Here is a 22,895-nt window from a genome sequence, read left to right as displayed (position 1 = left end):
CATTGATGTCCGTTCGACACCGCAAGACTGCTACCCTTATGTTGGTGGCGCTCCTCTTATTATCCGTTGTTTTGGGCTGCGCAAAGCAGGAGAACACACCTGCATCCACCTCTACTGACGGAGCTGCCAATGAAAAGTCGATCACGCTATCGTGGCCGCGTGACATTGGCACGATGAATCCTCATGTATACAATCCTTCCCAACTTTTTGCACAATCCATGGTTTATGAGCCGTTAGTCAGCTACAAGCAAGGAGGCAAGCTGGAACCTGCTTTGGCTGAATCCTGGACTATTTCCAAGGACGGTAAGACATATACGTTTAAGCTGCGCAAAGATGTGAAATTTTCGGATGGTACGCTATTTAATGCGGCCATTGTCAAAAAGAACTTTGACGCTATCATGAAAAATGAGAAGACGCACAGCTGGCTTGGTATAGTAGGCGTTCTCGACAAAACTGAAGCCGTAGATGACAGCACCTTCCGAATGACGCTCAAAGAGCCATACTACCCAGTGCTTCAGGATTTGTCTGTCGTTCGCCCGTTCCGTTTTCTGGGTGAAGCTGGGTTCCCGGATGATGGAGATACGTCCAAAGGAATCAAGAAACCTGTAGGTACAGGACCTTGGATGCTGGATGAATACAAGCAAGATGAGTATGCAACCTTTAAGCGTAATCCGAACTATTGGGGTACTGCACCGAAGGTGGATAAAATTACGGTAAAAATCATTCCCGATGGCGAAACCCGTGTGATGGCCTTTGAAAAAGGCGACCTGGATCTGATTTATGGAGAGGGTGTCATTAGTCTGGATGCCTTCAAACAGCTTCGCGACACGAATCAGTATGTTACCACGCTGTCCGAGCCTGTCGGAACAAGAAGTCTGTTGCTCAACTCGTCCAATCCCAAGCTGGCAGACCTTCGGGTACGTCTGGCCCTCCAGCATGGCTTCAACAAGCAGGCAATGGTGGAAGGTGTGACTTCAGGGCTGGAGGAAAAAGCGGATACGGTTTTATCCAAAAACTATCCGTATACGAATGTAAACCTACAGCCTGTTGGCTATGATGTGGAAAAATCCAAAGCGTTGCTGGATGAGGCTGGCTGGAAGCTGCCCGCAGGCGGTACAGTACGGGAAAAAGACGGACAACAGCTGGATTTTGAGCTGATTTTTGATAAAACCGATCCAATCCAAAAGGCGATGGCTGAAACCATTCAGGCTGAATGGGGAGAACTGGGTGTCAAAGTGAACCTGACCGGACTGGAGCTGACGGTTCAAATTAAGCGCCTTAGATCCAACCAGTTTGATCTGTACTTCTGGTATAACTATGGTGCGCCTTATGATCCGCATTCCTTTATTAACGTCATTGCCAAGAAGAGCTTCGGAATTTCCGAGACGCTGAGCGCCCTTCCGATGAAGAAAGATCTGGATCAGCAAGTACACGAGGCGCTCTCATCGACAGATGAAACCAAGCGCCAAGAGCTGTATGCTTCGATTCTGAAGACGCTTCAGGAGCAATCTGCCATTGTGCCTATTTCGTATATTAAGAAAACGGCAGTGTATCAGAAAAAGATTACGAACTTTGTATTCCCGGCCAACCGGGATGAAAATCCGTTTGGTGGGCTTGAAATCGGGAAGTAGTTAAAAACGAAGGGTAACGTTCGTTTACAGGATAGGAGGACAACTCATGATCAGCTATATCGGGAAGCGAATGGTAGCGGTCATTCCTATTGTTCTCTTTGCCACCCTCGTTACCTTTGCACTGATTCATATTTCACCAGTTGATCCGGCCGAGGCCTATTTGACGGCTGCTCATATTTATCCTACTCCAGAGATTCTGGAGCAGAAAAGACATGAGTTCGGGCTGGATGAGCCTTTGCTGACGCAGTATATGCATACACTTCAAAGAATCAGTCAATTGGACTTTGGTACTTCGTATCTGACCAACAAGCCGGTATGGGATGAGGTCAAAGTTCGGCTGCCCGCCACTTTTGAATTGGCTGTGAGCAGTATGGTGCTATCTATTCTAGTGAGTATCCCGTTGGGCGTGCTAGCGGCGATGCGTAAAAATGGCTGGATCGACATGCTTAGTCGAGGAATTTCATATTTTGGGGCGTCTATTCCCCAGTTCTGGCTGGGATATTTATTAATCTTCTTTTTCTCTGTCCGATTGGATTGGCTCCCTGTAGAGGGGCGAGGAACGTGGCAGCATCTGGTGCTGCCCACGTTAACCCTGTCGCTGGTTCTGATTGCTTTATATACGCGCCTGCTGCGTTCCAGTGTGTTGGAGCAGCTGCAGGAAACGTATGTGCAGTATGCCAGAACTAGAGGACTCCGTGAGCGGGTGATCATGCTCAAGCATGTACTGAAAATTGCCATTGCTCCACTGATTACAAGTATGGGTATGAACCTGGGCAAACTTTTGACCGGAACGATTATTGTGGAGCAGGTGTTTTCATGGCCCGGGTTTGGCCGTTATTTTGTGGAGGCGATTTTTAACCGGGATATTCCCGTCATACAATGCTATGTGTTTTTGGCGGCATGCCTGTTCATCGTATGCAATTTGCTCGTTGATCTGGTGCATTTGTATATGGACCCCCGAATTTCATCGAAGGGACGAGCAGAGCAGTGATGATAAGATTGCGTACAATGTTCAAAGGTCAAAAGGTAATCGTGGTCTGCTCTGTCGTACTGGCTGCTCTTTTTATTATTATGGCGCTAGCTCCTTGGCTGGCTCCCCATGATCCGGTTAAAGTCAGTTTACTGCACAAGCTGGAGGGACCTTCCAAAGAGTACTGGTTGGGAACCGATCATTTGGGTCGGTGCAATTTATCCCGGTTGCTGTATGGCGCACGGATTTCGCTAGGCTTTGCAACCTTAATTTTCCTGTCCTCGCTTAGCATCGGCGTTGTGGTCGGGTCGCTTGCGGGTTATGTGGGCGGCTGGGTCGATAGTGTGCTGATGCGGTTTTGCGAAGGTATTATGGCGTTTCCGAATTTGGTGCTTGTGCTGGGCATTGTCGGTATTTTTGGACCGGGCCTCATGCAGGTGCTGCTTGCATTAATGATGGTGCAGTGGGTGTATTATGCCAGAATGTGCCGCAATATGGTCGTCAGTCTGAAAGAACGGAATTTTATAGCTGCCGCAAGGATCAGCGGGTCCTCCTCAGGAGCCATTATCCGGCGGCATATTATTCCGAATGTGCTGCGGCCGATTGTGGTCATTGGTACGCTGGAAATGGGCTGGGCGATCATGGATATTTCCGCGTTGTCGTTCCTCGGTTTGGGCATCCAACCGCCGACTCCCGAATGGGGAGCGATGATTCATGAGGGAACGGGATACATCCGCAGCCATCCGGAATTAATGATCTATCCGGGGGTCATGATTCTGGTGGTGGTGATGGCCTTCAATATATTGGGGGAGGCGCTGTCCGACCGATACGGAATTGCCAAACGTCAGTAAAACAGGAGTGAGTTACAACGATGGACGACAGGACGAAGGTGCTGGAGGTCAGCGGCTTACAGGTGAAGCTCAAAACCGATGCCGGGGCGGTATCTCTGCTGGAGCCAACTCATTTTGAGCTGAAAAGGGGACAAGTTCTGGGTCTTGTTGGCGAGAGTGGAAGCGGCAAAACGGTGACTTGTAAAGCGTTGCTCCAATTGCTGGATCTCCAGACGATGGACGTGGAAGGAAGTGTCCGTCTGAACGGGCGTGAGCTTAACGGAATGGCGGCTGAGGAGATGCGCCGTATTCGGGGCAAGGAAATCGCGTTTATTATGCAAAATCCGATGAGCGCCTTTACGCCAGTGTATACGATCGGAGCTCAGTTTATGGAAACGGTCCGCACGCACACCGGATTAACCAAACGACAGGCCCGTGATCTTGCCATAACGGCTCTGGAAAATATGAATTTGCCCGATCCAGCCAAGCTGATGAAGCGTTATTCATTTCAGTTGAGTGGCGGGATGCTGCAACGAGTCATGATCGCCATTTCCATGTGCCTGCGGCCAGCAGTGGTTATTGCCGATGAACCAACGACGGCGCTTGATGTGGTCAATCAGCTACAGGTGCTAAGAGAGCTGGATCGCTTGCGTACGGAATACAATACGTCCATTTTGCTGATCTCGCATGATCTGGGCGTCATTTCCCAATTGGCGGATGAAGTGGCTGTCATGCAGCAGGGACGTATTGTTGAGCAGGCTGAAGTCCATCAGTTGTTCAATCACCCGCAGGATGAATATACGAAAATGCTGCTGCATGTCAGACCCAAGTTGTTCCTCCGAGGCATAAATCAGGTAGGTGGTTAGTCGCCTGTTCGACAACTACACTTTCAAAAGGGGAGCGAATGCGCATGCTACAAGTGAAGGAAGTAACCCATAGCTATGGAAGGCGCAAATGGCTAGGCCGCTCTGAACCACGTCCCCCTGTGTTGGCTAACGTTTCGCTTACTATAGAGAGTGGATTTTGCCTAGGCTTACTTGGAACCAGTGGAGCCGGTAAAAGCACGCTGGGCAAGATTATTCTAGGGCTGGAGAAGCCGCAGGAGGGTCAGGTTCTGTTCCAGGGACAGGACATTTATAATGCGAGTCCCCAGGTCCTCAGGGGACTGCGACGGGATATGCAAGTCGTATTTCAGGACTGCTACTCTGCTGTAAACCCCCGAATGACCGCCGGGCAGATTATTGGGGAGCCATTGGACAATTACGAACGGTTATCGGTGAAGGAACAAAAAAGAACGGTCGAAAGCCTGCTGGAACGGGTTGGCCTCAAGCCGGAGGATCGGATTAAATATCCGCATCAGTTCAGTGGCGGACAATTGCAGCGGATCAATATTGCACGGGCGATTGCGCTCAAACCAAAGCTGATCGTGCTGGATGAGTCCGTCAGCAGCCTCGATATGGTTCACCAGATGCACATTTTATCCCTGCTGGGAGAACTGAAATCTTCGTTTGGATTGTCATATCTGTTCATCACGCATGATATTCGGGCAGCTTATGCTGTCTGCGATGGCATTGCTGTGATGGAGCAGGGGAGACTGATCGAGCGCTGTGATGAGAAGGATCAGATTTTTGAATCTGCTCATCCGGCTGTACGACGGTTGATCTCGTCCATTTTGCCGGAACATCCAGCAGAGCGTTTTCCGCTTCATGGATGACATTGGACCCGCAAGGGTCCTTTTTTTGTGCAACATATAGCTAAATAATCAATATGAAATTTACTTGTTGTATTATTTGAATAACCCGTTATAATATAAAATCATAGTAAATTACTTGGATATTAAAAAGGGGATGTCATAATATGAAGAAATCTGCTTTGGTAGCAGCGATTGGCCTATCTCTTGTGTTATTAACGGGTGCCTTGAGTGGATGTTCCTCGAAGGATGCGGCATCGGGGGATAAGGTCATCTATGTCGGCACACAAAATGACTACCCACCGTTTGCCTTTACGAATGATAAAAATGAGCTGACCGGATACGATGTGGAAGTAGTCAAGGAGATCGACAAGAAGCTGGACGGGTATAAGATTGAATTTGTACCTTCGGGTTGGGATGCGATATTCCTTGCCCTGGATTCGAATAAAGTTCAGATGATTGCAGATGAAGTTGCCAAAAATCCTGAACGTGAGAAGAAGTATTTGTTCTCGGATGAGTCCTATTTCTCGGCTCAGTCGGTTATTATTGTGAAAAAGGGTAGAACGGATATTCATTCCCTCAAGGATTTGGAAGGCAAGAAGGTAGCAGCCTCGGTAGGCGACTCCTACACACAGTTGCTGGAACAGTATAATGCGAAGAACGGGAATAAAATTATTTTAAAATACAATGATACAGGCACTTCGTCCGATAACCTTCAAGACGTGCAAAATGGCCGAGTGGACGCTTATGTGAATGATCCGGTTATGGCGGCGGCAACGATCAAGAAGGAAGGTTTGCAGGTGGAAGCTGTGGGCGAGCCGGTGCAAAGCGATAACATTAATCTGGTGTTCAAAAAGGATAAGCAGGGCGAAGAGCTGAAAGCTAAAATCGACCCGATCATTAAAGAGTTGAAAACGGACGGAACACTGAAAAAATTGTCTGAACAGTGGACAGGTGGAGAATTTATTCCTCAGTAATAACAATGTAAAGGGTAAAGTGGGGTTCCTATGGAAAAGCTGTTTGATCTTGATTATATGTTGAAAAGCCTTCCCCAGATCGTCGAGTATCTCCCCGTGACCTTATGGATTGCGTTTGTGTCCATGCTGCTGGGTGGGATCATCGGGTTGGCTACGGCCTTAATCCGGATATACAAGGTGCCTGTCTTGGCACCGTTATCTACGTTGTATGTCTCGTACATTCGGGGAACACCGCTCATTGTGCAGCTGTTTCTCGTATATTACGGAATACCCAAGTTTCTGTATTATTTCCAGAGCGAATATGGGTTCTTACAGCAGTTCAATGTCTATGTCATTCCGCCCGAGCTGTTTGCGTTGCTCTCATTTTCATTGAATCTCGGGGGATACCTGTCGGAGACATTTAGGGCGGCGATTCATTCGGTCGATCGGGGACAATTTGAGGCTGCTAATTCCATCGGCATGAGCCAAACACAAATTATGCTCAAAATTGTACTGCCGCAGGCGTTGACGGTGGCTTTGCCCAATTTGGGAAACACGCTGATCAGTACAGTGAAGGATACGTCTTTTATTTTTATGATTGGTGTCGTCGATATGATGGGACAGGCTAAAATTATGGGCGCGCGGGCGCTGGCTTTTTTTGAGGTGTATGTTGCGGTGTCTCTGATTTACTGGTTGGTGTGCATTATTATTGAGCGCGGACTTGTCGTGCTGGAGAAGCGTATTCGAATTTACGAAAGAAGTGAGTAAGGGTATGATTCAACTTCATCAAATTCATAAGCATTTTGGACAGCATCACGTGTTGAAGGGCATAGACCTGACGGTGGGCAAGGGAGAAGTCGTGGTGATCCTGGGCCCAAGCGGATCGGGGAAGTCCACGCTGCTGCGCAGCATTAATTTTTTGGAACAGCCGACCAGTGGTGTCATTGAAATTGACGGTGTAAAGGTAGACGCGGCCAAGGCGGGAAAAAAGGATATTCTCGGACTACGGATGGCAACGGCCATGGTATTTCAGCAATATCAGTTGTTTAAAAATTTGAATGCACTCCACAATGTGATGATTGGTCTGACCAGTGTGAAAAAGCTGGATCGTAAGCAGGCGAGGGAGATCAGTGAAGGCATTCTGGAAAAGGTCGGGTTAAAGGATCGTATGACTTATTATCCTGCCCAGCTTTCGGGTGGACAGCAGCAGCGAGTTGCGATTGCCCGTGCTTTGGCACTAAATCCGCAGGTGTTGTTGTTCGATGAACCGACATCTTCACTTGATCCTGAACTGGTAGATGAAGTGCTGTCCGTGATTCAAAAGGTGGCGAGTGAAGGCAATACGATGATTATTGTCACGCATGAGCTTGGTTTTGCGAGAGATGTAGCGGATCGGGTTGTGCTGATGGAGCATGGCGTGATCGTGGAGCAGGGACCCGTGGAGCAGTTTTTCACCAATCCGAAGGAAGAACGGACACGGCAGTTTCTGGGCAAAGCGTTGGTACAGAGAGTGCCACAGGAGCAGCCTGTATCCCCATAAGAAGTACGTGGATGGCTTATAGGTATGTGCAGCGCTGTAGACTTATTGCACCTATGTAAAAAGCACGTTAGACAAGTCGCAGGAGGAAGGAAAGCCCGCGCTTGTTTGTCGTGCTTTTTTGGCCCCTCATATCTCCGATTCTTTTCCATTGCAAAGTAGCTTATCACACTTATTCATGATAAATTCTAAGAACAATACAGTGAAGATGTAATCGGGAAGGAACATTGGATATGAAAAAGGTTTTGTTCATTAATACCGGAGGGACCATTTCTTCCTCCTATCAGGAAAACGGCCTGACACCGACCCAATCGGCTGAAAATATTTTGGCGGAAATTCCGGAACTGAAGGAGATTTGCGAGATTGATGCCCATAATCTGATGAGCATTGATAGCACAAATACACAACCTGAGGATTGGGCTTCCATCGCCCGGATGGTACATCGTTCGCTCGATCAATACGACGGTATTGTCATTGCACACGGCACGGACACGATGGCTTATACAGCATCAGCCTTGAGCTTCATGTTGGGAACTGTAGACAAACCCGTCGTCGTGACAGGTTCGCAGGTTTCTATTTTGGCGGAGCACAGCGATTCCAAAAAGAATGTAATCGACTCATTCCTGACCGCATGTGGCGAGGTGGCCGGGGTTTTTGTCGTGTTTAACGGCAAAATTATCAACGGTAGCCGCAGTTCAAAAATCAGAACACGCAGCTATAATGCTTTTGAGAGTATTAACTATCCGTATATCGGACTCGTGGAGAACGGTAAGGTGATCTATACGGAGGGCGTATTTGCAAATCGCGGTACCGCTCGTCACCCATACAACGACGGGTATGCTTCGGAGGTATTTCTGCTCAGGCTGATTCCGGGTACGAATCCGGCGATTTTCGATGCCATTCAGGGCTTGGGCTATAAAGGTATCGTCATTGAGGGCTTTGGTATGGGCGGCGTCCCGTTTAAAGAAAGGAGCCTAATCAGCAAAATCGAGGAATTGATGAAGGACGGTATGAGTATTGTCGTGACTACTCAATGTCCTTATGAGGGCGGGGATTTGACGATTTACGAGGTGGGGCAAAAGGTACTGGAGAAGGGTGTTATTCCGGGGTATGACATGACAACGGAAGCGCTGGTGACGAAAATGATGTGGGCGTTGGGGCAGACGACCGATCCGGCAGGGGTAGCCAAGATTATGGCAACGAACTACGCGGACGAAGTTTCCTTGCCTGCGGATACAGCTTCCTTATAGGAAGCTGATTTCCGTAGATGAGGATTTTGCAAAAATACCGGGTTAACGCTGGGCTTGCCCCAGTCTGCTTTTAATCTCAATAGCTACTTTCAGCGCTTGTACAGCCGATTCCAGTGGAATCAGGCTTTCCGGATGTCCACCAAAGCATTCAAGTGCATGATCCAAGCTTTTTTCATATGGATTGGCAGATTCGAGGTTGATTTCTTGCTGTCCTGATACGGTATACTCATATAATGCGGTAGGTATAAGATCGTTTTCGTCGCTTTCATGAAATACCAGCTTGGCCTTTTCAAAATAAGCCTCATAGGCCACTGTGAATGGGTAGCTTCCCGGCAAGTGGGATGAGGCGATGACTTCTGTGAAAGTATCCCGATGCTGAAAGTAAGCCCGAATCTGTGCTTGTTCAGGATGAGTAACTTCTGTACCCCAGACTGTACAAGGATCACAGGGGCCTAATAGCCAGGTCAATAAATCCAGTTCATGAATCATGAACTGAGTAGGAATGGAGCTTAGTCCAAGATCCCCCCACAGAGGAGGCGTTTCTCTTTTCAAAGATAAGGAGATGAGCTTCCCGTATTTCTGTTGGCGGTATGCCTCATACAGATAGGTATAGGCGGGATCAAACTTAATGAACTGGTTGACCAGAATCTTTTTGCCATATTGCTTCTCAGCCTGTTGCATAAGGAGAGCGTCTTCGAGATTAAAGCAAACCGGCGTTTCACAAAATACATGCTTACCGTGCTTCAGCGAATCCACCGCATATGACCTATGTAGGTGGGAAGGTAGGCATAGATCGACGATATCCACATCTGGATCCAGCAGAATATCCTCTATATTTTGTGTGACTTCTACGTTTAGCTCCTCTTTCAGCTTTTGCAGCTTGGTTTCGTTCCTTCCAAATACCATGATTCTGTTTACCTTGGGATGGTTGTTTAACAGTGAGGCATGATACGCGCCGAATCCCGTCCCCAATATTCCAATATTCATCATCCATCACACCCCTTTACTTCTATGATACACACCTATTACTGCCAACAGGGTGTCAACAATCTTTGCATTATCTTTTCAATTCGGGTTAACCATCTATTGTGGAGGAATGATTGTGAGACTGCATCGTTTAATCGCGATTTTATTATGTATCGAATCTAGAGGGAGAATGAAGGCCAAGGAATTGGCGTTGGCACTGGAAACCTCTGTACGCTCCATCTACAGGGATATCGACCTCCTGGCTGAAGCCGGCGTTCCGATTGTTACCGCTTCCGGCCCGAAGGGCGGAATTTATTTAATGGAGGGTTATACGGCGAACCTGAAACAGTTGAATGGCGGGGATGTCATTCAGTTGTATTTAACAGGGATGGGCATTTATACAGGCGGGCCCACGGAATCGGGTTTGAAGTTAAAGAATGCTCTGCTCAAACTGGAACAGACGATGCCAGACTCGTATCAGTCCGATATTAAGAAAGCCAAAGCGCGGTTTTATTTTGATGATACGCCGTGGTGGACGGAACGTATAGCCATTCCTTGTCTTGAGTCCGTAAGAGCTGCGGTGTGGGGGTCCCATAAAATAAACATTCAATATGAAAAAGCTGACGGAATCTGTTCTTCCCGTCATGTGCATCCCTACGGACTTGTGGTGAAAAAAGGAGATTGGTACCTCATTGCCTTCTGTGAAGTTGGGCGGGAGGTTCGGACCTTTAAGTGTGAGCGAATCAAGGAGGTTCAGCCGTCTGCGGAAGTCTTTGAGGTTCCGGAGGATTTTTCGCTGGAGCATCATTGGATGAGACAAGAAACCGCGTTTAAGCAGCTTTGTGCAGAGAAAGAATACTATCCCGTTCTGATCCGAACGAATAAGAAGCAAGCGGAAATCATAGCGAAAAGGATGGAAATCATCCAGTCTGTACAGGAAGGCGCTCATTTCATTCTAACGGTCAACATGTATAGTTATGAAGCGGCCTGCCGCGATGCTATGGATTGGATTGGCAGGGTTGAAGTTGTGGAGCCTGTAATACTCCGACAGTTTGTGAAGGAAGAAATTAACCGACTCCAGAGGATATATGGATAAATCATTAAAAAAACACCTGCCTAGGGCAGATGCTTTTGCTTGTTAAGTCCAGGCCCAGAGAAATCCGTCACGATCCCAGGCGATTCTGCCACCATGAAGCTTGCGAAATGCTTTTTTGATTTCTTTTTCCAGAGATACATGACCATGCTCGCTTATAAACACATACTGCTCTCCATACTCAGAGCGTACATATGCAATTGCATCTTCTTGTTTCAGGGTGCCCACTTCACGGATCTGCGCGACCATCCATTGTGCAATTTCTTGTTCTGCTGTAGGGGTGTTGTCCATTTGTCGTATCCTTTCCTGCGTACCGATTGGGTGTAGCTGCTCGGCTCACCTCCCCGTAGTATACGGCAATTCGGAGAATTATTGAATTTTTTGATATAAATTTACTGGAGCGGTTGGCTAAGCGAGCTTTCTTTTGTATAATTAAGGGAATATTCACGGGAATTTTCTTTTTTTGTATTGTAATCATGCAAGTAATCCCTGGGGGTGCCTGGTTTGAAGGAAACAACCACAATTCGCGCAGAGCTGGAACAGTACATCAGACGAGAAGGAATTACGATTAGTAAGTTTGGGGAGAACACAGGTATTAATGCAGGAACGATCAGTGCCATTATTAACGGTAATCGTCCGATTGCGATGCTGCTGTTGGATAGGATTGGTGCAGGCATGGGGCTTGAAGAAGGGAGCCTCTATGAGTTATACATTGATGAATTTATACGGAATACGGCACCGAATTGGCGACGGGTTCGTCCCTTTTTGCATCGCTGTGCAGAGCTGAACAAACTGGATTGTATTAAGCAAGTCGTGGAGTTTATGATGGACTATCTCATATACGCCCCAGCTTTGTTTGAGACAGCAGAAGAATTATTCAGCGAAGGTAAGCTCGAGGCTGCTGCAATTATTTATAAAAATGTTTCGGAAAGTGAGAAGTACCAACATTCAGAGCGTCTGGCGCTCTGCCAATACCGTTTATTTACGATTGCCGTTGGTGATGACCAGGACGAAAATTTATGGGCAGCCACACATTTCGAAAGCTTTGTGGACCGACTGGGTGAAGCAGACCAACTGGATGCCTTAAGAGACTTGGCTAATACCTATGCCTCCTTGCGGCGTTGGGATAAAGTAGAATGGTATGCTGAAAAAATGGCTCAAAAAGCCAAGGTACAATACGAGCAAAAATACGGAAATACCAGAAGACCGGAGCGTGGCAAGGAACCTAAGGGTCCTTTGTTTATGTATATTGTATATTCTTACGTGCTGCGTGCCGGGGTGTGGGATGAGCGCGGGGATTATCAGAAGGCACTGGAATTTGTATCCCTATACTCTGATTTGAGCTGGGTGCAAGAGGATACGGAAGAAGCTCGGCGTTTGAAGGCCCTTTGTAGCAACTGGGCTGAGGCCAACGGGTATTTATACCAGTTGATGTCCGGCAGTCTGGATGTGATTCCACAGTATGTAGATTATTTGGAAAAAAACGAAGGCGAAATTCTCGTGGGGTTACATAAAATTATGGTAGCGGCCAACCGTTATGATTTTAATGTAGACCATGTACTGCAACGTTTTGAAAAACAAATTGAGGCATTTGCAGATCAGCATGTTAAGGTAGGCACTTATACGGAGCAAATGTCAGCAGATCTCTATGCACGATTTTTGGCAGAGATGGCTTGTTATGATCTCAACAAACACCGTTATACCAAAGGTATGAAATTCTTGCTTGAGAGCCTTTCTTATTCCGTCGTGCTGAATGGTAATCCTGTCACCATCAAATGTGTAGGATTATTTGAAAAGTATCGGCATACTGCCACTTCTCAGGACAAAGAGGAATATAAAAACTTACTTGGAGAGGTAGAGTACATCCATGATAAAAAAGATCGTTTTTTCTCTGCTCGCATTTAATGTTTTTATCCTGTTGAATTTTCCACCCGTTACCCCTCCTATGGAAGATCCTAGCGATGTCCACAGTCATGGGTTGGGGGGATGGGCGCTTTCATCCCTTGAACCATCTACTTGAAAAGGTCTGGATTGTCGTAACCCAAAAGGTATCCTCTTGTGAAAAGAGGATACCTTTTTTTGGTCATCCGATGCGCTTGAATGGACCGCTTGGCTCAAGGCTTGGATGATGGAGGTACAGCAGGTGGAAACCAGACATGACGCAGATCCACCCAGCCCTGACTGTTAAAAGATACGCCGCGCACAGAAGGGAGATAGGCCGTCTGAACGGGTTTTTCATATAAAATATGCAGCTGGTGCTCATCCATGAGCCGAGTTTCGATATGTTCAAATTGCTGCGCCCTAACAGTGTGATCGGCCTCCCGTGCAATTTCACGCAGCAGTCTTTCGATATCCACACGGCTATGAGGCTCAACATGTCCGGATACATTCAGATACAAGTCAAACAGGCGTAATTGCTCATCACGGTCACGAAAGAGAGAAAAGATGATTAAGTCTGACTCCATACGGATAGATGAGCTTTTGAATTCATTCATAGATGCGGCCACGATGTTACAGGTATACCCACAGGATTCGAGCTGAGCCGCAACCCGGTCTGCGTCCGCTTTATACTCGGGAATGGTAGCAATTTGCAGTGCCGCCAGTGGTTCAAAAGAATCGTTAGATGAATTTACTGCTGGAGGAAGGGAGCGATGATCCAGACATGCTACAATGCGGGCACGTATTTCTGGGTTACGCAGCGGTCCATCCTTGTGTGTATTACATGTGATAAATTTGCGTACCGAAGCCGCTGAGTGAATCTGGCTCCATGCGGTATCCGTATCTCCCGCCGATACGGGATTATGGATAATGTGAAAAGAAGAAGCGGTGTCTTCCGTATCCGGCGATTCCAGCTTAGTCGCCCACGGGAGTTGGACAATTTCCACTCGGTCCAGATGAGCTCGGCCTTGAAAATAAGGTGCGAAAGCCTCCAGTGTACACAGGCTCTCGTTCATTTCCGTGACTTTGAATGCCCCTGTACCGACAGGGTGGATGCCAAAGGCGGCTTCACCCACCTGATTAAGCTCACGCGGCACAATCGCAGCCCGGCTGGTACACAGGAAGGATAGAAATAGCTCGTTTGGCTCCTTTAGTACGAAACGTACCATCGTCGGACTTAACGCCTGGACGTGCTGAATTTGCCGGACGATAAAATGGTAAAGTCTCCTTCCCGGGGCCCGACTCAGTCGCTCAAAGGTATAGACGACGTCTTCAGCGGTGAGTATTTTTCCGTTATGAAACAGCACTTCTTTACGCAGGAAAAAAGTCCACTGTGTACGAGTGGTGTCCACCTCCCAAGCGTGCGCCAATCCCGGCAAAATCTCGCCGCTTTCGTTCGCCCGACGGGCCAGGCCATCAAAGACGTGGCTGGATACGAAGGACTCGGCAAGCCAGTTCAAGTACAACGGGTCCAGCGTATAAAGTTGCTGGCGAATAGGCAGACGCAGCGTGTCGATCTGCTGCTGATCACTGCGCACCTCCGCGTGGTGCCCAAAATAATTTAGCAGCCAGCCTTGCAAATGCTCTTGCATGGTGGAGGAGCGCGAATGAACTCGGATCTCATCCAGCGCGCGTTTGATATCATGGCGGTCTATGGCTTGCATCATGGATTGCACGGCAATGTCTTCCGGCTGAATAAGGAAGCGCAGACTGGAGCGGCGGCCTCTGCCTCGGCGGGGAGTCCATTGTATCCAGTCATGCTGCTCCATTTTCTGAATGATCATCAAGGCGTTGCGGTGAGTACAGTCAAAAATAGCTGCTAGCTCATCCAGCGTCGTCTCTATAGTATGGTTTTCGTCCTTGTCGTCAGCTGCGTGTGAGTGAAGTCGTAAAAATTGGGCATGGAGTTTCATTCAAGGTTGCTCCGTTTCCCCTATATTTGATTAAAAGCGTAGCCACTTTTATAAAATAGGAAATTTTGTTTGAATTAATTTCTCTTTATCTTCTTATTTTATCATCTACAATAAGGGTTATAAAGCATATTTGCGGAGGTATTTATCATGCATGACAAGATGAATGGAACGTCTTTGCCGAAAACGTCGTTTCTGTCTGCCTTTGCTGGCGCAATTGTGTTGGCGCTGGTTCATCAATATCTGTTCTTCGGACATGGGCTGGGCGTGTCTATGCCCATTTTTGTTATTGGGTTTTACGCCTATATGTATGCCTTTAATCGAGATCGTTTCCAGCTCAAATCATGGATAGGGCGTTTGCTGTTTGTGATCATTTTCATGCTGGCATTGACATACGTGCTGTTCAATAATCCGATCCTATATGTGTTAAATGCGCTGGCGATACCTGCTCTGATTAGCGTACATATGGTGCTGCTGTTCGGGGAGAAAAGGCATGGCTGGTCAGAACCCGGTATTATCGGTCAGGCGCTAAGCCATTGGTTTTATCAAAATTTTCGCCATATCGTGACTCCGTTTCGAATGTTTAAGACGGCAGCCTTTCGGAATGTAAAGGATGAGCGTAAGCGTGTATTGGGTAAAGTGATAATCGGTCTACTTATTGCCTTGCCGTTGCTACTCATTATTATATCTCTGCTGGCTTCGGCAGACGGGATGTTCGAAAAGTTGTTATCTGGCATACCCGAATGGATTGGCACATTGACCTTTGGGAGTGGTTTGCCGCGGCTGATCTGGATCTGCTTTTTCACCTTCTGTTTCTTCTGTTACTTGTGGGGATTTGTACAGCCTGCTCCGCGTAATACGCAGAGAGAAACTCAGTCATCAACAGTACCTTACCACGAGCCGGTTGCGATCAAGTTTGATCCTGTAATTACCGCTACGGTGCTGATTGTCATGAATTTGGTGTATGTTGTGTTCGTCGTGTTGCAGTTCGGATATTTGTTTGGTGCATGGGAAGGTGCTCTGCCCGAAGGAACCTCGTATGCCGAATATGCGAGAAGAGGATTCGGGGAGCTGGTTATGGTAACAGGTATCAACTTTGTGCTGATGATCAGTGTATTGAAGTGGACTGAATTTGGCTCAGGTATAGTGCAAAAAATGAACAGCGGCCTGCTGTACATACTCGTGGGTTGTTCGGGTGTGATGCTGTATTCGGGATATACCCGGCTGGTTATGTACGAAGAAGCATACGGCTATACGTACACCCGCTATTTGGTACACGCGTTTATGATTTTTCTGGGCTTGCTACTGCTTATTGCAGCAATGCGCATTCATTTCCGTCAACTGCCGTTGGCGAAATATTATATTGTACTCGCTCTGGTCGCCTATGTCGTCGTGAACTATGTGGGCATTGATATACGGATTGCTGAAAATAATCTCGAACGGTATCGCACGACATCGGTGATAGATAAGGAATATTTGAGTGAGCTATCGGCGGACGCGATTCCGCTGCTGATTGACTTTAGCCGTAAGGAACATGGAGCGCTGGATGAGTTTTTACAAGCCCGTTTGACGAGCATGACGAGAGAAGAATCGGCTTGGTCTGAATTCAATTGGGCAAAGTATCGAGCGCAACGAGAATTGCACAACTATATTTTGGAATGAGAGGTGTTTGGGAATGATCGGAACAGATACAGTGGAGGGTATGGTATTGGAGCTACAGGATGAGATGTCACAGTATCAGCATCAATTTGGTGTAAGACGAAACCATTTTCTTGCGGAGGCGATGTCCTACGGAATGAGTGAGGAGGAAGCTCGGTCTTATGCTATCCAGAGTATCGGTCCGGTCGTTCCCGTCGCCTATATGCCTACGTTGGCCCCGGGTAAAACCCGACCGCTCAGTCCGATGCTGGCAGCGCGGTACCGATATGCGGGGGATTGGAAGGACATCGACGAGCACCTGCTCCTGCCGGATGAGGTGCTGCGGATCGCAGGTACAGAGCAGTTTCGCAGCTGGATCAGCGATATGCGGAATTACTGGGTGGAATCGGCTCCATACCGATTCGGGGATGATCGTCTTTCGCTGCTGTCGGTTGCAAGCGAGGAAGAGGGTCACTTTTCCATGCTCGTCTGGAAGGAACCCGGTGAAGAGCCTGAAGTATGGACGTATGCTTTGCAGCATGAATACCGATTCAGTCATCTGCTCCATTGGTTCAAGTGGCTGAACGGGCGAAGTGAAGAATGAGAGGTACAGATGATAAAAAAGAATCGTAATTGGATCGTGCTATTTATCGGCATCGCTCTGATGGTGGGGGCAGCAGACTATTTAACACAAGCTAAGCCTACGACTACTCCTGAGCTTATCGTTCCAACCGTAATCAGTGAAGAAAGCCTTCAGTTAAGTGATGATTAGGCTTTTTCTTCTGCCCGCTCGTATCGTTGGATATTCGGGAGGGAGTCTCGCTTATTAAGGCAAAAAGCATGAACGTACCTATGATTCTCCTTTAGCGCGTAACTGTGCGCTTTGCTGGGAAGTTTCCCCCGGCAAGGCGCTGTATATTTTCTCCATGTTGAACACGGTTTTTTCCGGTTCTTTCCATGTGATGATAAATATTTCCTTATTTCAAGCATTTATGCCTATTTTTGAGCTACTGATATTTTTGAAATAAGGAGGTTGTTTTTTGGATCGCGTAGGAATGGTCAGGGACTTGGATAGCTTAGGTCGGATTGTCATCCCCGTGGATATAAGAAAGCGTCTGGGGATTGGCAAGCATACAGCGATGGAGTTTTGGATGACGGAGAGTGGTTTGATCATGCGACAATGCACGGGGAAAGTTTGTACCTTATGTGGCGAACCTCAACATCTTACATATTTTAAAAATGCTTGGATCTGTATCTCTTGTATGAATGAATTGAAAAATAAACGATAAAGCTGGCAATCGGATTATTTGGCATGTATGTTACAATAAAAGGGCGAGTGACCCACCACAAGTTTCTCGCCCGGTCGATTGCCTTCAAGCAATCGGCTTTTTTAATTTTGCATAGTATATCCGATTGTATTGATTAATCAGTTCGTCCAAGACCATAGATTGACGGAGTACATAGATATGCTCTAGTCCATATTTCGCTTGCAAATCATAGAGCCGCTGTCGATTTTTCTCCAATCGTTGTTGCAAAGTTTCTTCACTTCCCATCATACACCCCTCCTTAGGTGATACTTATTTTAGGATGCCATGTGTATTTATGGGAAAAGTGAAAGTACATGAGGAATATCTTTTCTAAAAATTAAAAACCAGCTTTAGGAGCTGTAAGACGATCTAATTGTACGGTTGCCCGTGACGATCCCGCTTACCGTGCCTGGATTTATGTCTGCTACCAGACCGAATGGGTAATGTTTAACCCAAGAGTTGAATATACGGGAGGTTTTATCCTATTTGATCATGGAAATACCTAGTTGGAACCGATGATTTGGGCTACCAATCCCATCAATCACTAAAGGAACATTCAGATTTTTTTGAATTAATATTTTTAAAGATTACTGAATATAACCCAAAGTACGACTACTCTTTTAAACTCAAATTATTATAAAAGGCTTGTTGCATCAAGCTTGGATGGAATTACCTGCATACGTTCAGACGGATAATAGAGCATAAAACAAGGTACATAAACATGTCATATATTTTGGTATTTTCATAGTTTTATAGTCAATGACATAAAGAGGTGTTACTGCTATAGTTTGGGATAAGGGGCGATTTAATCCTCTCCGCTCACCTTAGAACTACAACAATGAGTGTCTAATGAATAGAGGGACTCAAAGGGCTGTGTGCAAACCTCATGCATCTTAATGGGAGCACACCATAAAAGGAGGTGTTCATGTATGGAAAATTAGAGGTATGGGGCTAACTATAAACCTCAACGTTTTAAGAAATATATAGTTCAAATTTAATCTATAAAATCATTTTGTGAAAAAAGTAGATTATATTAAAATTTAGGGAGGATATAGAATGAAGAAGGGGAATATTCGCAAAGTTACGACTAAAAAAATTGTTACAATTGCTGCACTTACTATTTTATCATTACACAGTTCATTGTTTTTTTCTTTGCAAGCATCTGCTGCTACCACATCCTTATTGTCGTGGGATTTAGTTGATTCTACTAAGCACCTAGAATGGGGAGGAAGTACAGCTTATCAAAATTCATTTAATGCAGGAGTAAATTCTTGGGAAAATTATAAGTTTGGTATTATTAGGCCAGACTATGTATCAACTATTGAAGATGTTACATTATCCGATTATTACGAAGTCAGTACAACTGCCGGTGTAACTTCTTCAGCGGGTACATTGAAATTCAATGAATATCGAATGAATACCTATAGCTCTAATCAAAAGCAAAATGTTGCTACTCATGAGCTTGGTCATGCTCTTGGATTGGGTCATAATACAAGTAGTGATGTAATGTATATGTATGTTACGTCTATAACAACGCTCAGCGCTAATGATAAAGCTTCATACGATCTCGCTTATAAAAAATACTAATTAAGGAGGTACAATCAATGATAATTAACATGAAGAAAAGTTTTATTTTCTTGTCTCTTTTCGCAATGATTTCCATGCTGGCTTCCGGTTGCTCCAATAGTAATGTAGACAAGAATATAACGAAGGCTGGCGAGGTTCCAACCAGTTATTTACATGCTTCATTTGATATAAATGTAGATAACCCTAAAGAGGTTGTAGGTTTTGCAGATTATGTATTTGTAGGATTTGTAGAAGAAATGACTGGAACTGATTATAAATTTCCTGTAACGAAAGAAACGGAAGATGGGCCAAAAGAATTGAAAAGTCCCTATACGAATTATTCCATTAAAGTGCTTGATAATATAAAGGGTAATCTAAAGAAAGATGTTTCCATTCCTCTTCAAAAGTCCGGGGGATTGAGTGAAGATAAGAGCACATATCTTTTATATGAAGATGACTTTCTCCCACAAAAAGGGAAGGCATACGTATTTACTGCTGCAACTCAGCCCGATGGTTCGTTGTTAGTATCAGGGCCAAATTCTAATATAGAAGTAAAAACAGATTTCTTTTCGAAAAACAGTATCCAGAAACTTAGTGAAGAGAGCATTGCTAATGAACTAACCAAAACAGATGAGTATAAAAAGTATCAGGATGCGTATAAAAACGAAATTGATAAAGATCGAAAAAGATTTACTTCCAAGTATGAAGCTTCTTAATATGAGCATTCTGCATAAATTTCCGGAGGGACTTCAATCGGATGATGCGAAACTCTGAATACCAATTTGTGATATAGATTTTTGTAAAGCAGTCTAAACCTCAAATATAGGGGATTTAGACTGCTTTAATCTAAAAACCTAATTCAGCTACCCGCCTTGAACCACCTTCAAAAGTAACGAAGGCAACAATTCTACAGGAGAACTAGAGGGCAATTTAACTGTAAGTCGATCAGGCTTATATAGATATTCTCGATAGAAAGCGCCCAAGGATTGAAGAGGGAAGCCCCGTTTCTCGAAGCAGTTCATTTGTTACCATAAAAGATCCTCTTCAATAAAAACAAAAGATTAGCTCAAATGAAAAAGCTAAAATGAATCATTTAGGACGCCTTCATTGGAAATCCAATCTCTTAGTTAAGACGCTTTATGTTATTCTTTGAAGATGCAATATAAAATTGGCGTGTAGTTCTCAATTATGGCCCGCTTACTAGCATTACTATTCACCATTATTTTTCTAAAAAGAGTAGGTTATAAATCCTATATAAAAAACCCAGCTCAAAAAGCCGGGCTTACATTATAAAGGATTTTTGTATGCTTATATAAATCCATCCGCAATAAAATAGATCTACTTACAAGAATGGTCTTAAAATTAATTAGCCACCATGTTGTTCCATAAGCTGTTGGGTAGGTAATTTTTCTTGGGGATGTATTGGGATGAACAATCCCCACACAAAGCTAGTTGCTAGAAGAATTATTCCTAGTTTTTTTTTCATCTTTATACACCTCATCAATCAGATTTTGGTAGGTTGCTATAGTTTCAGAAGATGCATGCTTTCTAAAACGTTCAAATACTCCTACGCACCTAATTATACATTCTTTACTTTTCAGCTTAGAAGATTTTTCTAGACTACTTAAAACAAAGTCTAAACCCACGCTATACATACCTTTACGTAAATAGTAATCAGCTAATTCATTTAGATAACGAGCAAAACGTTCTGAAATAAATTGTTTAGTATACACACGTTCATCTTTATGCTGTTCAGCTAATGTTTTGATCTCAATTTTGAATTTCTGTAATATATGATCCACATTAATATCAAATCGATTGGCTGCTTCTATTATATTTAATAAAGCAGGAAGCAATTCATCTTTTTTAGATTCAATATACGCTACATATTCAGGAAGTATACTTATATCTCCAGATAACAGCTTATTTACATAAGTATTAGCTTGTGCCCATTCTTTAAATCGGTTTATCCAATATTGAGTTTCCTTATCCTTCTCCCTCACCCAACTTAAATCGCTATAAGCGTAAGTATGTTGTAATGCCTGCTTATAATCCCCAGTCGCTTCACTAACACAAGCACGTAGTAAATGCGGAAGGGCGCGATAGAAGAATAACGGCATTTTGGATTTTTTTCTTGTTTCGCGTTTCTCATTCAATGAATATTGAATTTCGGCCTTACTCTCCAATACAGGTATCAGTTCCTCTAGTTTGTTAAATAATCGCAATGAACGGTATGTGTTGGCTAAATCTCTTAAGGCATCCAATTGATCTATGTCATCCAGACGTTCGATGAAAGGTTCAAACTGAGTAGCAGCCTGATGGTTTTTCTGTTGATCGTCTCCTTGCTTTGCCATAAAAATGCGGTACTGACAAAGGGCTAGTCGCTCGGAGTGCTGCTTTTTCTCACCAACGGCTACGCTCTCATAAAGACTGATGGACGCTGCAAACTTTCCTTGTTGGAAAAAGTCCTCAGCTATGGTAAACAGGGCATCGCCGTATGCCAGCTTTTCCATGAGCAGGTTAACGACCTGCTCAATGCAGTCCAACATGTTCAATTCTGCACAATGATAGAAAAGGGGCCTGACTCTACGTATGTTAGGGGTTGTTGCACTCAAAAATTCCTCAATATAATTCTTGTAAAAATGTCCTTTGGGGTGACCCAACGTGGCTGTAATACGATCTAATTGTTGAACGGAAAGTGTACGGTTGCCTGTGACGATCCCGCTTACTGTACCCGGGTTTATACCTGCCACCAGACCGAATTGAGTAATGTTTAACTCGTTCTGTTTCATGAAGTTTTCCAATTCTGCGCGTATCGTGGTTGTAGGTTCCAAGTGTAACAACCCCTTTAACGTAACATTTTATGTATTCCGTTAGATAGCGATCTATAAGGATATTTATTGGGACAATCCGATGCTAAAATATAAATCCATTCTGGGAGATATTATACCATCTTATGGATGTATTATATATACTTTTCTACTAATTACTTTTTTGTGAATTAGGATTATTTCCTTGCGTATTGCGTTGTTAAAGTAAGGCGGAAATCACCCTAATAGTTGAGAGGGAATGGAGGCCAACATCAATTGAATGTGGAGCCATTCAGATGTTCAAGCGACTCCGTTCATTTCCTCTACAACTTATATTCAGGGGGAATTTCAATGGCTAGAAGTGCAAGTACTTACGCATCTGTAATTGACGGTTTTAAGGTAGAAACGAACAAGAAGTATTCGCCAGTAGGTGGAACGAAATGTAATATTTTCGCTCAAGACGTGATGTCTGCGATGTCAGCACCCTTGCCAAGCGGCTTAGCCAATCAAATGGCTGATGCTTTACTGAATAAAAAAGCGCCGGGCTGGTACTCTGTAACCTTTCAGGATGCTCAAAAAAGAGCTAATCTCGGGTATCCTACGATCGGGATCAAAAAAGAGGATGGACATGGTCATGTAGTCGTTGTCAGACCGAAGGGTTCATCGATTACGATTTTGAAAGAAGTACAGGTTGCTCAGGCGGGGACCAAGAATTATAACAGTAACACCATTAACTATTCGTGGGTGGCAGCAGATCTGCCTGGAGTGAAATTCTACACACACGACTAATTATATTCGATATA

23 protein-coding genes are annotated in these 22,895 nt (G+C 45.1%); 18 read left to right on the top strand and 5 right to left on the bottom strand.

The window, feature by feature from the left end; all coding sequences use genetic code 11:
* Positions 1-5: 5 nt before the first annotated feature.
* The 9 genes from nikA to ACWA2B_RS06340 all read left to right on the top strand — a co-directional run bounded on the left by nikA (position 6) and on the right by ACWA2B_RS06340 (position 8,864).
* Entirely contained in the window at positions 6-1,631 is a 1,626-nt protein-coding gene (nikA, locus tag ACWA2B_RS06380; protein ID WP_069012270.1) for a nickel ABC transporter substrate-binding protein, read from the top strand.
* A 46-nt stretch (positions 1,632-1,677) separates the two neighbouring features.
* The gene (gene nikB / locus ACWA2B_RS06375; protein WP_340957414.1) at positions 1,678-2,622 is read left to right on the top strand and encodes a nickel ABC transporter permease subunit NikB; all 945 of its coding nucleotides are present in this window, start codon (positions 1,678-1,680) and stop codon (positions 2,620-2,622) included.
* Positions 2,622-3,452 carry a nickel ABC transporter permease subunit NikC gene (gene nikC / locus ACWA2B_RS06370; RefSeq protein WP_080658671.1) on the top strand — a complete coding sequence of 277 codons (831 nt, stop codon included), beginning with the start codon at positions 2,622-2,624 and terminating at the stop codon, positions 3,450-3,452. The genes nikB and nikC overlap by 1 nt, the downstream gene beginning before the upstream one ends.
* A 20-nt stretch (positions 3,453-3,472) precedes the next feature.
* On the top strand, positions 3,473-4,297 hold the full coding sequence (locus tag ACWA2B_RS06365; protein WP_342434648.1) for an ABC transporter ATP-binding protein: 825 nt from the start codon (positions 3,473-3,475) through the stop codon (positions 4,295-4,297).
* A gap of 38 nt (positions 4,298-4,335) precedes the next feature.
* On the top strand, positions 4,336-5,145 hold the full coding sequence (nikE, locus tag ACWA2B_RS06360; protein WP_342434647.1) for a nickel import ATP-binding protein NikE: 810 nt from the start codon (positions 4,336-4,338) through the stop codon (positions 5,143-5,145).
* 143 nt (positions 5,146-5,288) lie between these two features.
* Complete coding sequence (locus ACWA2B_RS06355; protein ID WP_165145665.1) at positions 5,289-6,098, top strand: transporter substrate-binding domain-containing protein; 810 nt, start codon at positions 5,289-5,291, stop codon at positions 6,096-6,098.
* 30 nt (positions 6,099-6,128) lie between these two features.
* Positions 6,129-6,845 carry an amino acid ABC transporter permease gene (locus tag ACWA2B_RS06350; protein WP_013312615.1) on the top strand — a complete coding sequence of 239 codons (717 nt, stop codon included), beginning with the start codon at positions 6,129-6,131 and terminating at the stop codon, positions 6,843-6,845.
* 4 nt (positions 6,846-6,849) lie between these two features.
* Positions 6,850-7,617: an amino acid ABC transporter ATP-binding protein gene (locus tag ACWA2B_RS06345; protein WP_340933681.1), complete on the top strand. Its 768-nt coding sequence runs from the start codon at positions 6,850-6,852 to the stop codon at positions 7,615-7,617.
* 230 nt (positions 7,618-7,847) lie between these two features.
* A complete protein-coding gene (locus tag ACWA2B_RS06340) occupies positions 7,848-8,864 on the top strand; it encodes an asparaginase (protein ID WP_209947588.1) in 1,017 nt (338 codons plus the stop codon).
* 42 nt (positions 8,865-8,906) lie between these two features.
* Here the strand turns inward: ACWA2B_RS06340 and ACWA2B_RS06335 are convergent, their stop codons facing one another.
* Entirely contained in the window at positions 8,907-9,854 is a 948-nt protein-coding gene (locus ACWA2B_RS06335) for a Gfo/Idh/MocA family protein (protein WP_449291809.1), read from the bottom strand.
* A gap of 112 nt (positions 9,855-9,966) precedes the next feature.
* Here ACWA2B_RS06335 and ACWA2B_RS06330 point away from each other — a divergent pair, with 112 nt between their 5' ends.
* The gene (locus ACWA2B_RS06330; RefSeq protein ID WP_449291808.1) at positions 9,967-10,926 is read left to right on the top strand and encodes a helix-turn-helix transcriptional regulator; all 960 of its coding nucleotides are present in this window, start codon (positions 9,967-9,969) and stop codon (positions 10,924-10,926) included.
* A 42-nt stretch (positions 10,927-10,968) separates the two neighbouring features.
* Here ACWA2B_RS06330 and ACWA2B_RS06325 read toward each other — a convergent pair whose 3' ends face one another.
* The gene (locus tag ACWA2B_RS06325; RefSeq protein WP_069012262.1) at positions 10,969-11,214 is read right to left on the bottom strand and encodes a DUF6953 family protein; all 246 of its coding nucleotides are present in this window, start codon (positions 11,212-11,214) and stop codon (positions 10,969-10,971) included.
* 213 nt (positions 11,215-11,427) lie between these two features.
* Between ACWA2B_RS06325 and ACWA2B_RS06320 the strand changes: the two genes are divergently transcribed.
* Positions 11,428-12,828: a transcriptional regulator gene (locus tag ACWA2B_RS06320; RefSeq protein ID WP_069012261.1), complete on the top strand. Its 1,401-nt coding sequence runs from the start codon at positions 11,428-11,430 to the stop codon at positions 12,826-12,828.
* 209 nt (positions 12,829-13,037) lie between these two features.
* Here ACWA2B_RS06320 and ACWA2B_RS06315 read toward each other — a convergent pair whose 3' ends face one another.
* Complete coding sequence (locus ACWA2B_RS06315; protein ID WP_069012260.1) at positions 13,038-14,774, bottom strand: ABC transporter substrate-binding protein; 1,737 nt, start codon at positions 14,772-14,774, stop codon at positions 13,038-13,040.
* 147 nt (positions 14,775-14,921) lie between these two features.
* On the opposite strand from ACWA2B_RS06315, the gene ACWA2B_RS06310 reads away from it, so the two are divergent.
* The 4 genes from ACWA2B_RS06310 to ACWA2B_RS06295 all read left to right on the top strand — a co-directional run bounded on the left by ACWA2B_RS06310 (position 14,922) and on the right by ACWA2B_RS06295 (position 17,698).
* Positions 14,922-16,433 (top strand): DUF4153 domain-containing protein, encoded by a 1,512-nt coding sequence (locus ACWA2B_RS06310; RefSeq protein WP_029518789.1) that lies wholly within the window; start codon positions 14,922-14,924, stop codon positions 16,431-16,433.
* Between the two features lie 13 nt (positions 16,434-16,446).
* Entirely contained in the window at positions 16,447-17,013 is a 567-nt protein-coding gene (locus tag ACWA2B_RS06305; protein WP_029518788.1) for a hypothetical protein, read from the top strand.
* A 9-nt stretch (positions 17,014-17,022) separates the two neighbouring features.
* Complete coding sequence (locus ACWA2B_RS06300) at positions 17,023-17,181, top strand: hypothetical protein (RefSeq protein WP_176715748.1); 159 nt, start codon at positions 17,023-17,025, stop codon at positions 17,179-17,181.
* Between the two features lie 268 nt (positions 17,182-17,449).
* Positions 17,450-17,698 (top strand): AbrB/MazE/SpoVT family DNA-binding domain-containing protein, encoded by a 249-nt coding sequence (locus ACWA2B_RS06295; RefSeq protein WP_209947591.1) that lies wholly within the window; start codon positions 17,450-17,452, stop codon positions 17,696-17,698.
* Between the two features lie 84 nt (positions 17,699-17,782).
* Here the strand turns inward: ACWA2B_RS06295 and ACWA2B_RS06290 are convergent, their stop codons facing one another.
* Complete coding sequence (locus ACWA2B_RS06290) at positions 17,783-17,962, bottom strand: aspartyl-phosphate phosphatase Spo0E family protein (RefSeq protein WP_209947593.1); 180 nt, start codon at positions 17,960-17,962, stop codon at positions 17,783-17,785.
* Between the two features lie 810 nt (positions 17,963-18,772).
* Here ACWA2B_RS06290 and ACWA2B_RS06285 point away from each other — a divergent pair.
* Both ACWA2B_RS06285 and ACWA2B_RS06280 read left to right on the top strand, forming a co-directional pair.
* Positions 18,773-19,303: a matrixin family metalloprotease gene (locus ACWA2B_RS06285; protein ID WP_209947595.1), complete on the top strand. Its 531-nt coding sequence runs from the start codon at positions 18,773-18,775 to the stop codon at positions 19,301-19,303.
* Positions 19,304-19,320: 17 nt separating this feature from the next.
* Positions 19,321-19,998, top strand: a complete 678-nt coding sequence (locus ACWA2B_RS06280; RefSeq protein WP_209947597.1) for a cell surface protein — start codon at positions 19,321-19,323, stop codon at positions 19,996-19,998.
* 732 nt (positions 19,999-20,730) lie between these two features.
* Here the strand turns inward: ACWA2B_RS06280 and ACWA2B_RS06275 are convergent.
* Positions 20,731-22,116: a transcriptional regulator gene (locus ACWA2B_RS06275; protein ID WP_209947599.1), complete on the bottom strand. Its 1,386-nt coding sequence runs from the start codon at positions 22,114-22,116 to the stop codon at positions 20,731-20,733.
* 327 nt (positions 22,117-22,443) lie between these two features.
* Between ACWA2B_RS06275 and ACWA2B_RS06270 the strand changes: the two genes are divergently transcribed.
* Positions 22,444-22,881, top strand: a complete 438-nt coding sequence (locus ACWA2B_RS06270) for a hypothetical protein (RefSeq protein WP_165145680.1) — start codon at positions 22,444-22,446, stop codon at positions 22,879-22,881.
* The last annotated feature ends 14 nt before the right edge of the window (positions 22,882-22,895 follow it).

This window comes from Paenibacillus sp. CMM36, from assembly GCF_053570945.1.
This window is presented reverse-complemented; position numbering and strand designations above follow the sequence as displayed.

What these genes read in the sequence shown, in the direction of transcription:
- ACWA2B_RS06325 (WP_069012262.1), bottom strand. Translation starts at nt 11,214, where the DNA reads ATGGACAACACCCCTACAGCAGAACAAGAAATTGCACAATGGATGGTC.
- nikA (WP_069012270.1), top strand. Translation starts at nt 6, where the DNA reads ATGTCCGTTCGACACCGCAAGACTGCTACCCTTATGTTGGTGGCGCTC.
- ACWA2B_RS06350 (WP_013312615.1), top strand. Translation starts at nt 6,129, where the DNA reads ATGGAAAAGCTGTTTGATCTTGATTATATGTTGAAAAGCCTTCCCCAG.
- ACWA2B_RS06285 (WP_209947595.1), top strand. Translation starts at nt 18,773, where the DNA reads ATGAAGAAGGGGAATATTCGCAAAGTTACGACTAAAAAAATTGTTACA.
- ACWA2B_RS06305 (WP_029518788.1), top strand. Translation starts at nt 16,447, where the DNA reads ATGATCGGAACAGATACAGTGGAGGGTATGGTATTGGAGCTACAGGAT.
- ACWA2B_RS06365 (WP_342434648.1), top strand. Translation starts at nt 3,473, where the DNA reads ATGGACGACAGGACGAAGGTGCTGGAGGTCAGCGGCTTACAGGTGAAG.
- ACWA2B_RS06315 (WP_069012260.1), bottom strand. Translation starts at nt 14,774, where the DNA reads ATGAAACTCCATGCCCAATTTTTACGACTTCACTCACACGCAGCTGAC.
- ACWA2B_RS06345 (WP_340933681.1), top strand. Translation starts at nt 6,850, where the DNA reads ATGATTCAACTTCATCAAATTCATAAGCATTTTGGACAGCATCACGTG.
- ACWA2B_RS06280 (WP_209947597.1), top strand. Translation starts at nt 19,321, where the DNA reads ATGATAATTAACATGAAGAAAAGTTTTATTTTCTTGTCTCTTTTCGCA.
- ACWA2B_RS06300 (WP_176715748.1), top strand. Translation starts at nt 17,023, where the DNA reads ATGATAAAAAAGAATCGTAATTGGATCGTGCTATTTATCGGCATCGCT.
- ACWA2B_RS06355 (WP_165145665.1), top strand. Translation starts at nt 5,289, where the DNA reads ATGAAGAAATCTGCTTTGGTAGCAGCGATTGGCCTATCTCTTGTGTTA.
- ACWA2B_RS06335 (WP_449291809.1), bottom strand. Translation starts at nt 9,854, where the DNA reads ATGATGAATATTGGAATATTGGGGACGGGATTCGGCGCGTATCATGCC.
- nikE (WP_342434647.1), top strand. Translation starts at nt 4,336, where the DNA reads ATGCGCATGCTACAAGTGAAGGAAGTAACCCATAGCTATGGAAGGCGC.
- ACWA2B_RS06340 (WP_209947588.1), top strand. Translation starts at nt 7,848, where the DNA reads ATGAAAAAGGTTTTGTTCATTAATACCGGAGGGACCATTTCTTCCTCC.
- ACWA2B_RS06310 (WP_029518789.1), top strand. Translation starts at nt 14,922, where the DNA reads ATGCATGACAAGATGAATGGAACGTCTTTGCCGAAAACGTCGTTTCTG.
- nikB (WP_340957414.1), top strand. Translation starts at nt 1,678, where the DNA reads ATGATCAGCTATATCGGGAAGCGAATGGTAGCGGTCATTCCTATTGTT.
- ACWA2B_RS06270 (WP_165145680.1), top strand. Translation starts at nt 22,444, where the DNA reads ATGGCTAGAAGTGCAAGTACTTACGCATCTGTAATTGACGGTTTTAAG.
- ACWA2B_RS06290 (WP_209947593.1), bottom strand. Translation starts at nt 17,962, where the DNA reads ATGGGAAGTGAAGAAACTTTGCAACAACGATTGGAGAAAAATCGACAG.
- nikC (WP_080658671.1), top strand. Translation starts at nt 2,622, where the DNA reads ATGATAAGATTGCGTACAATGTTCAAAGGTCAAAAGGTAATCGTGGTC.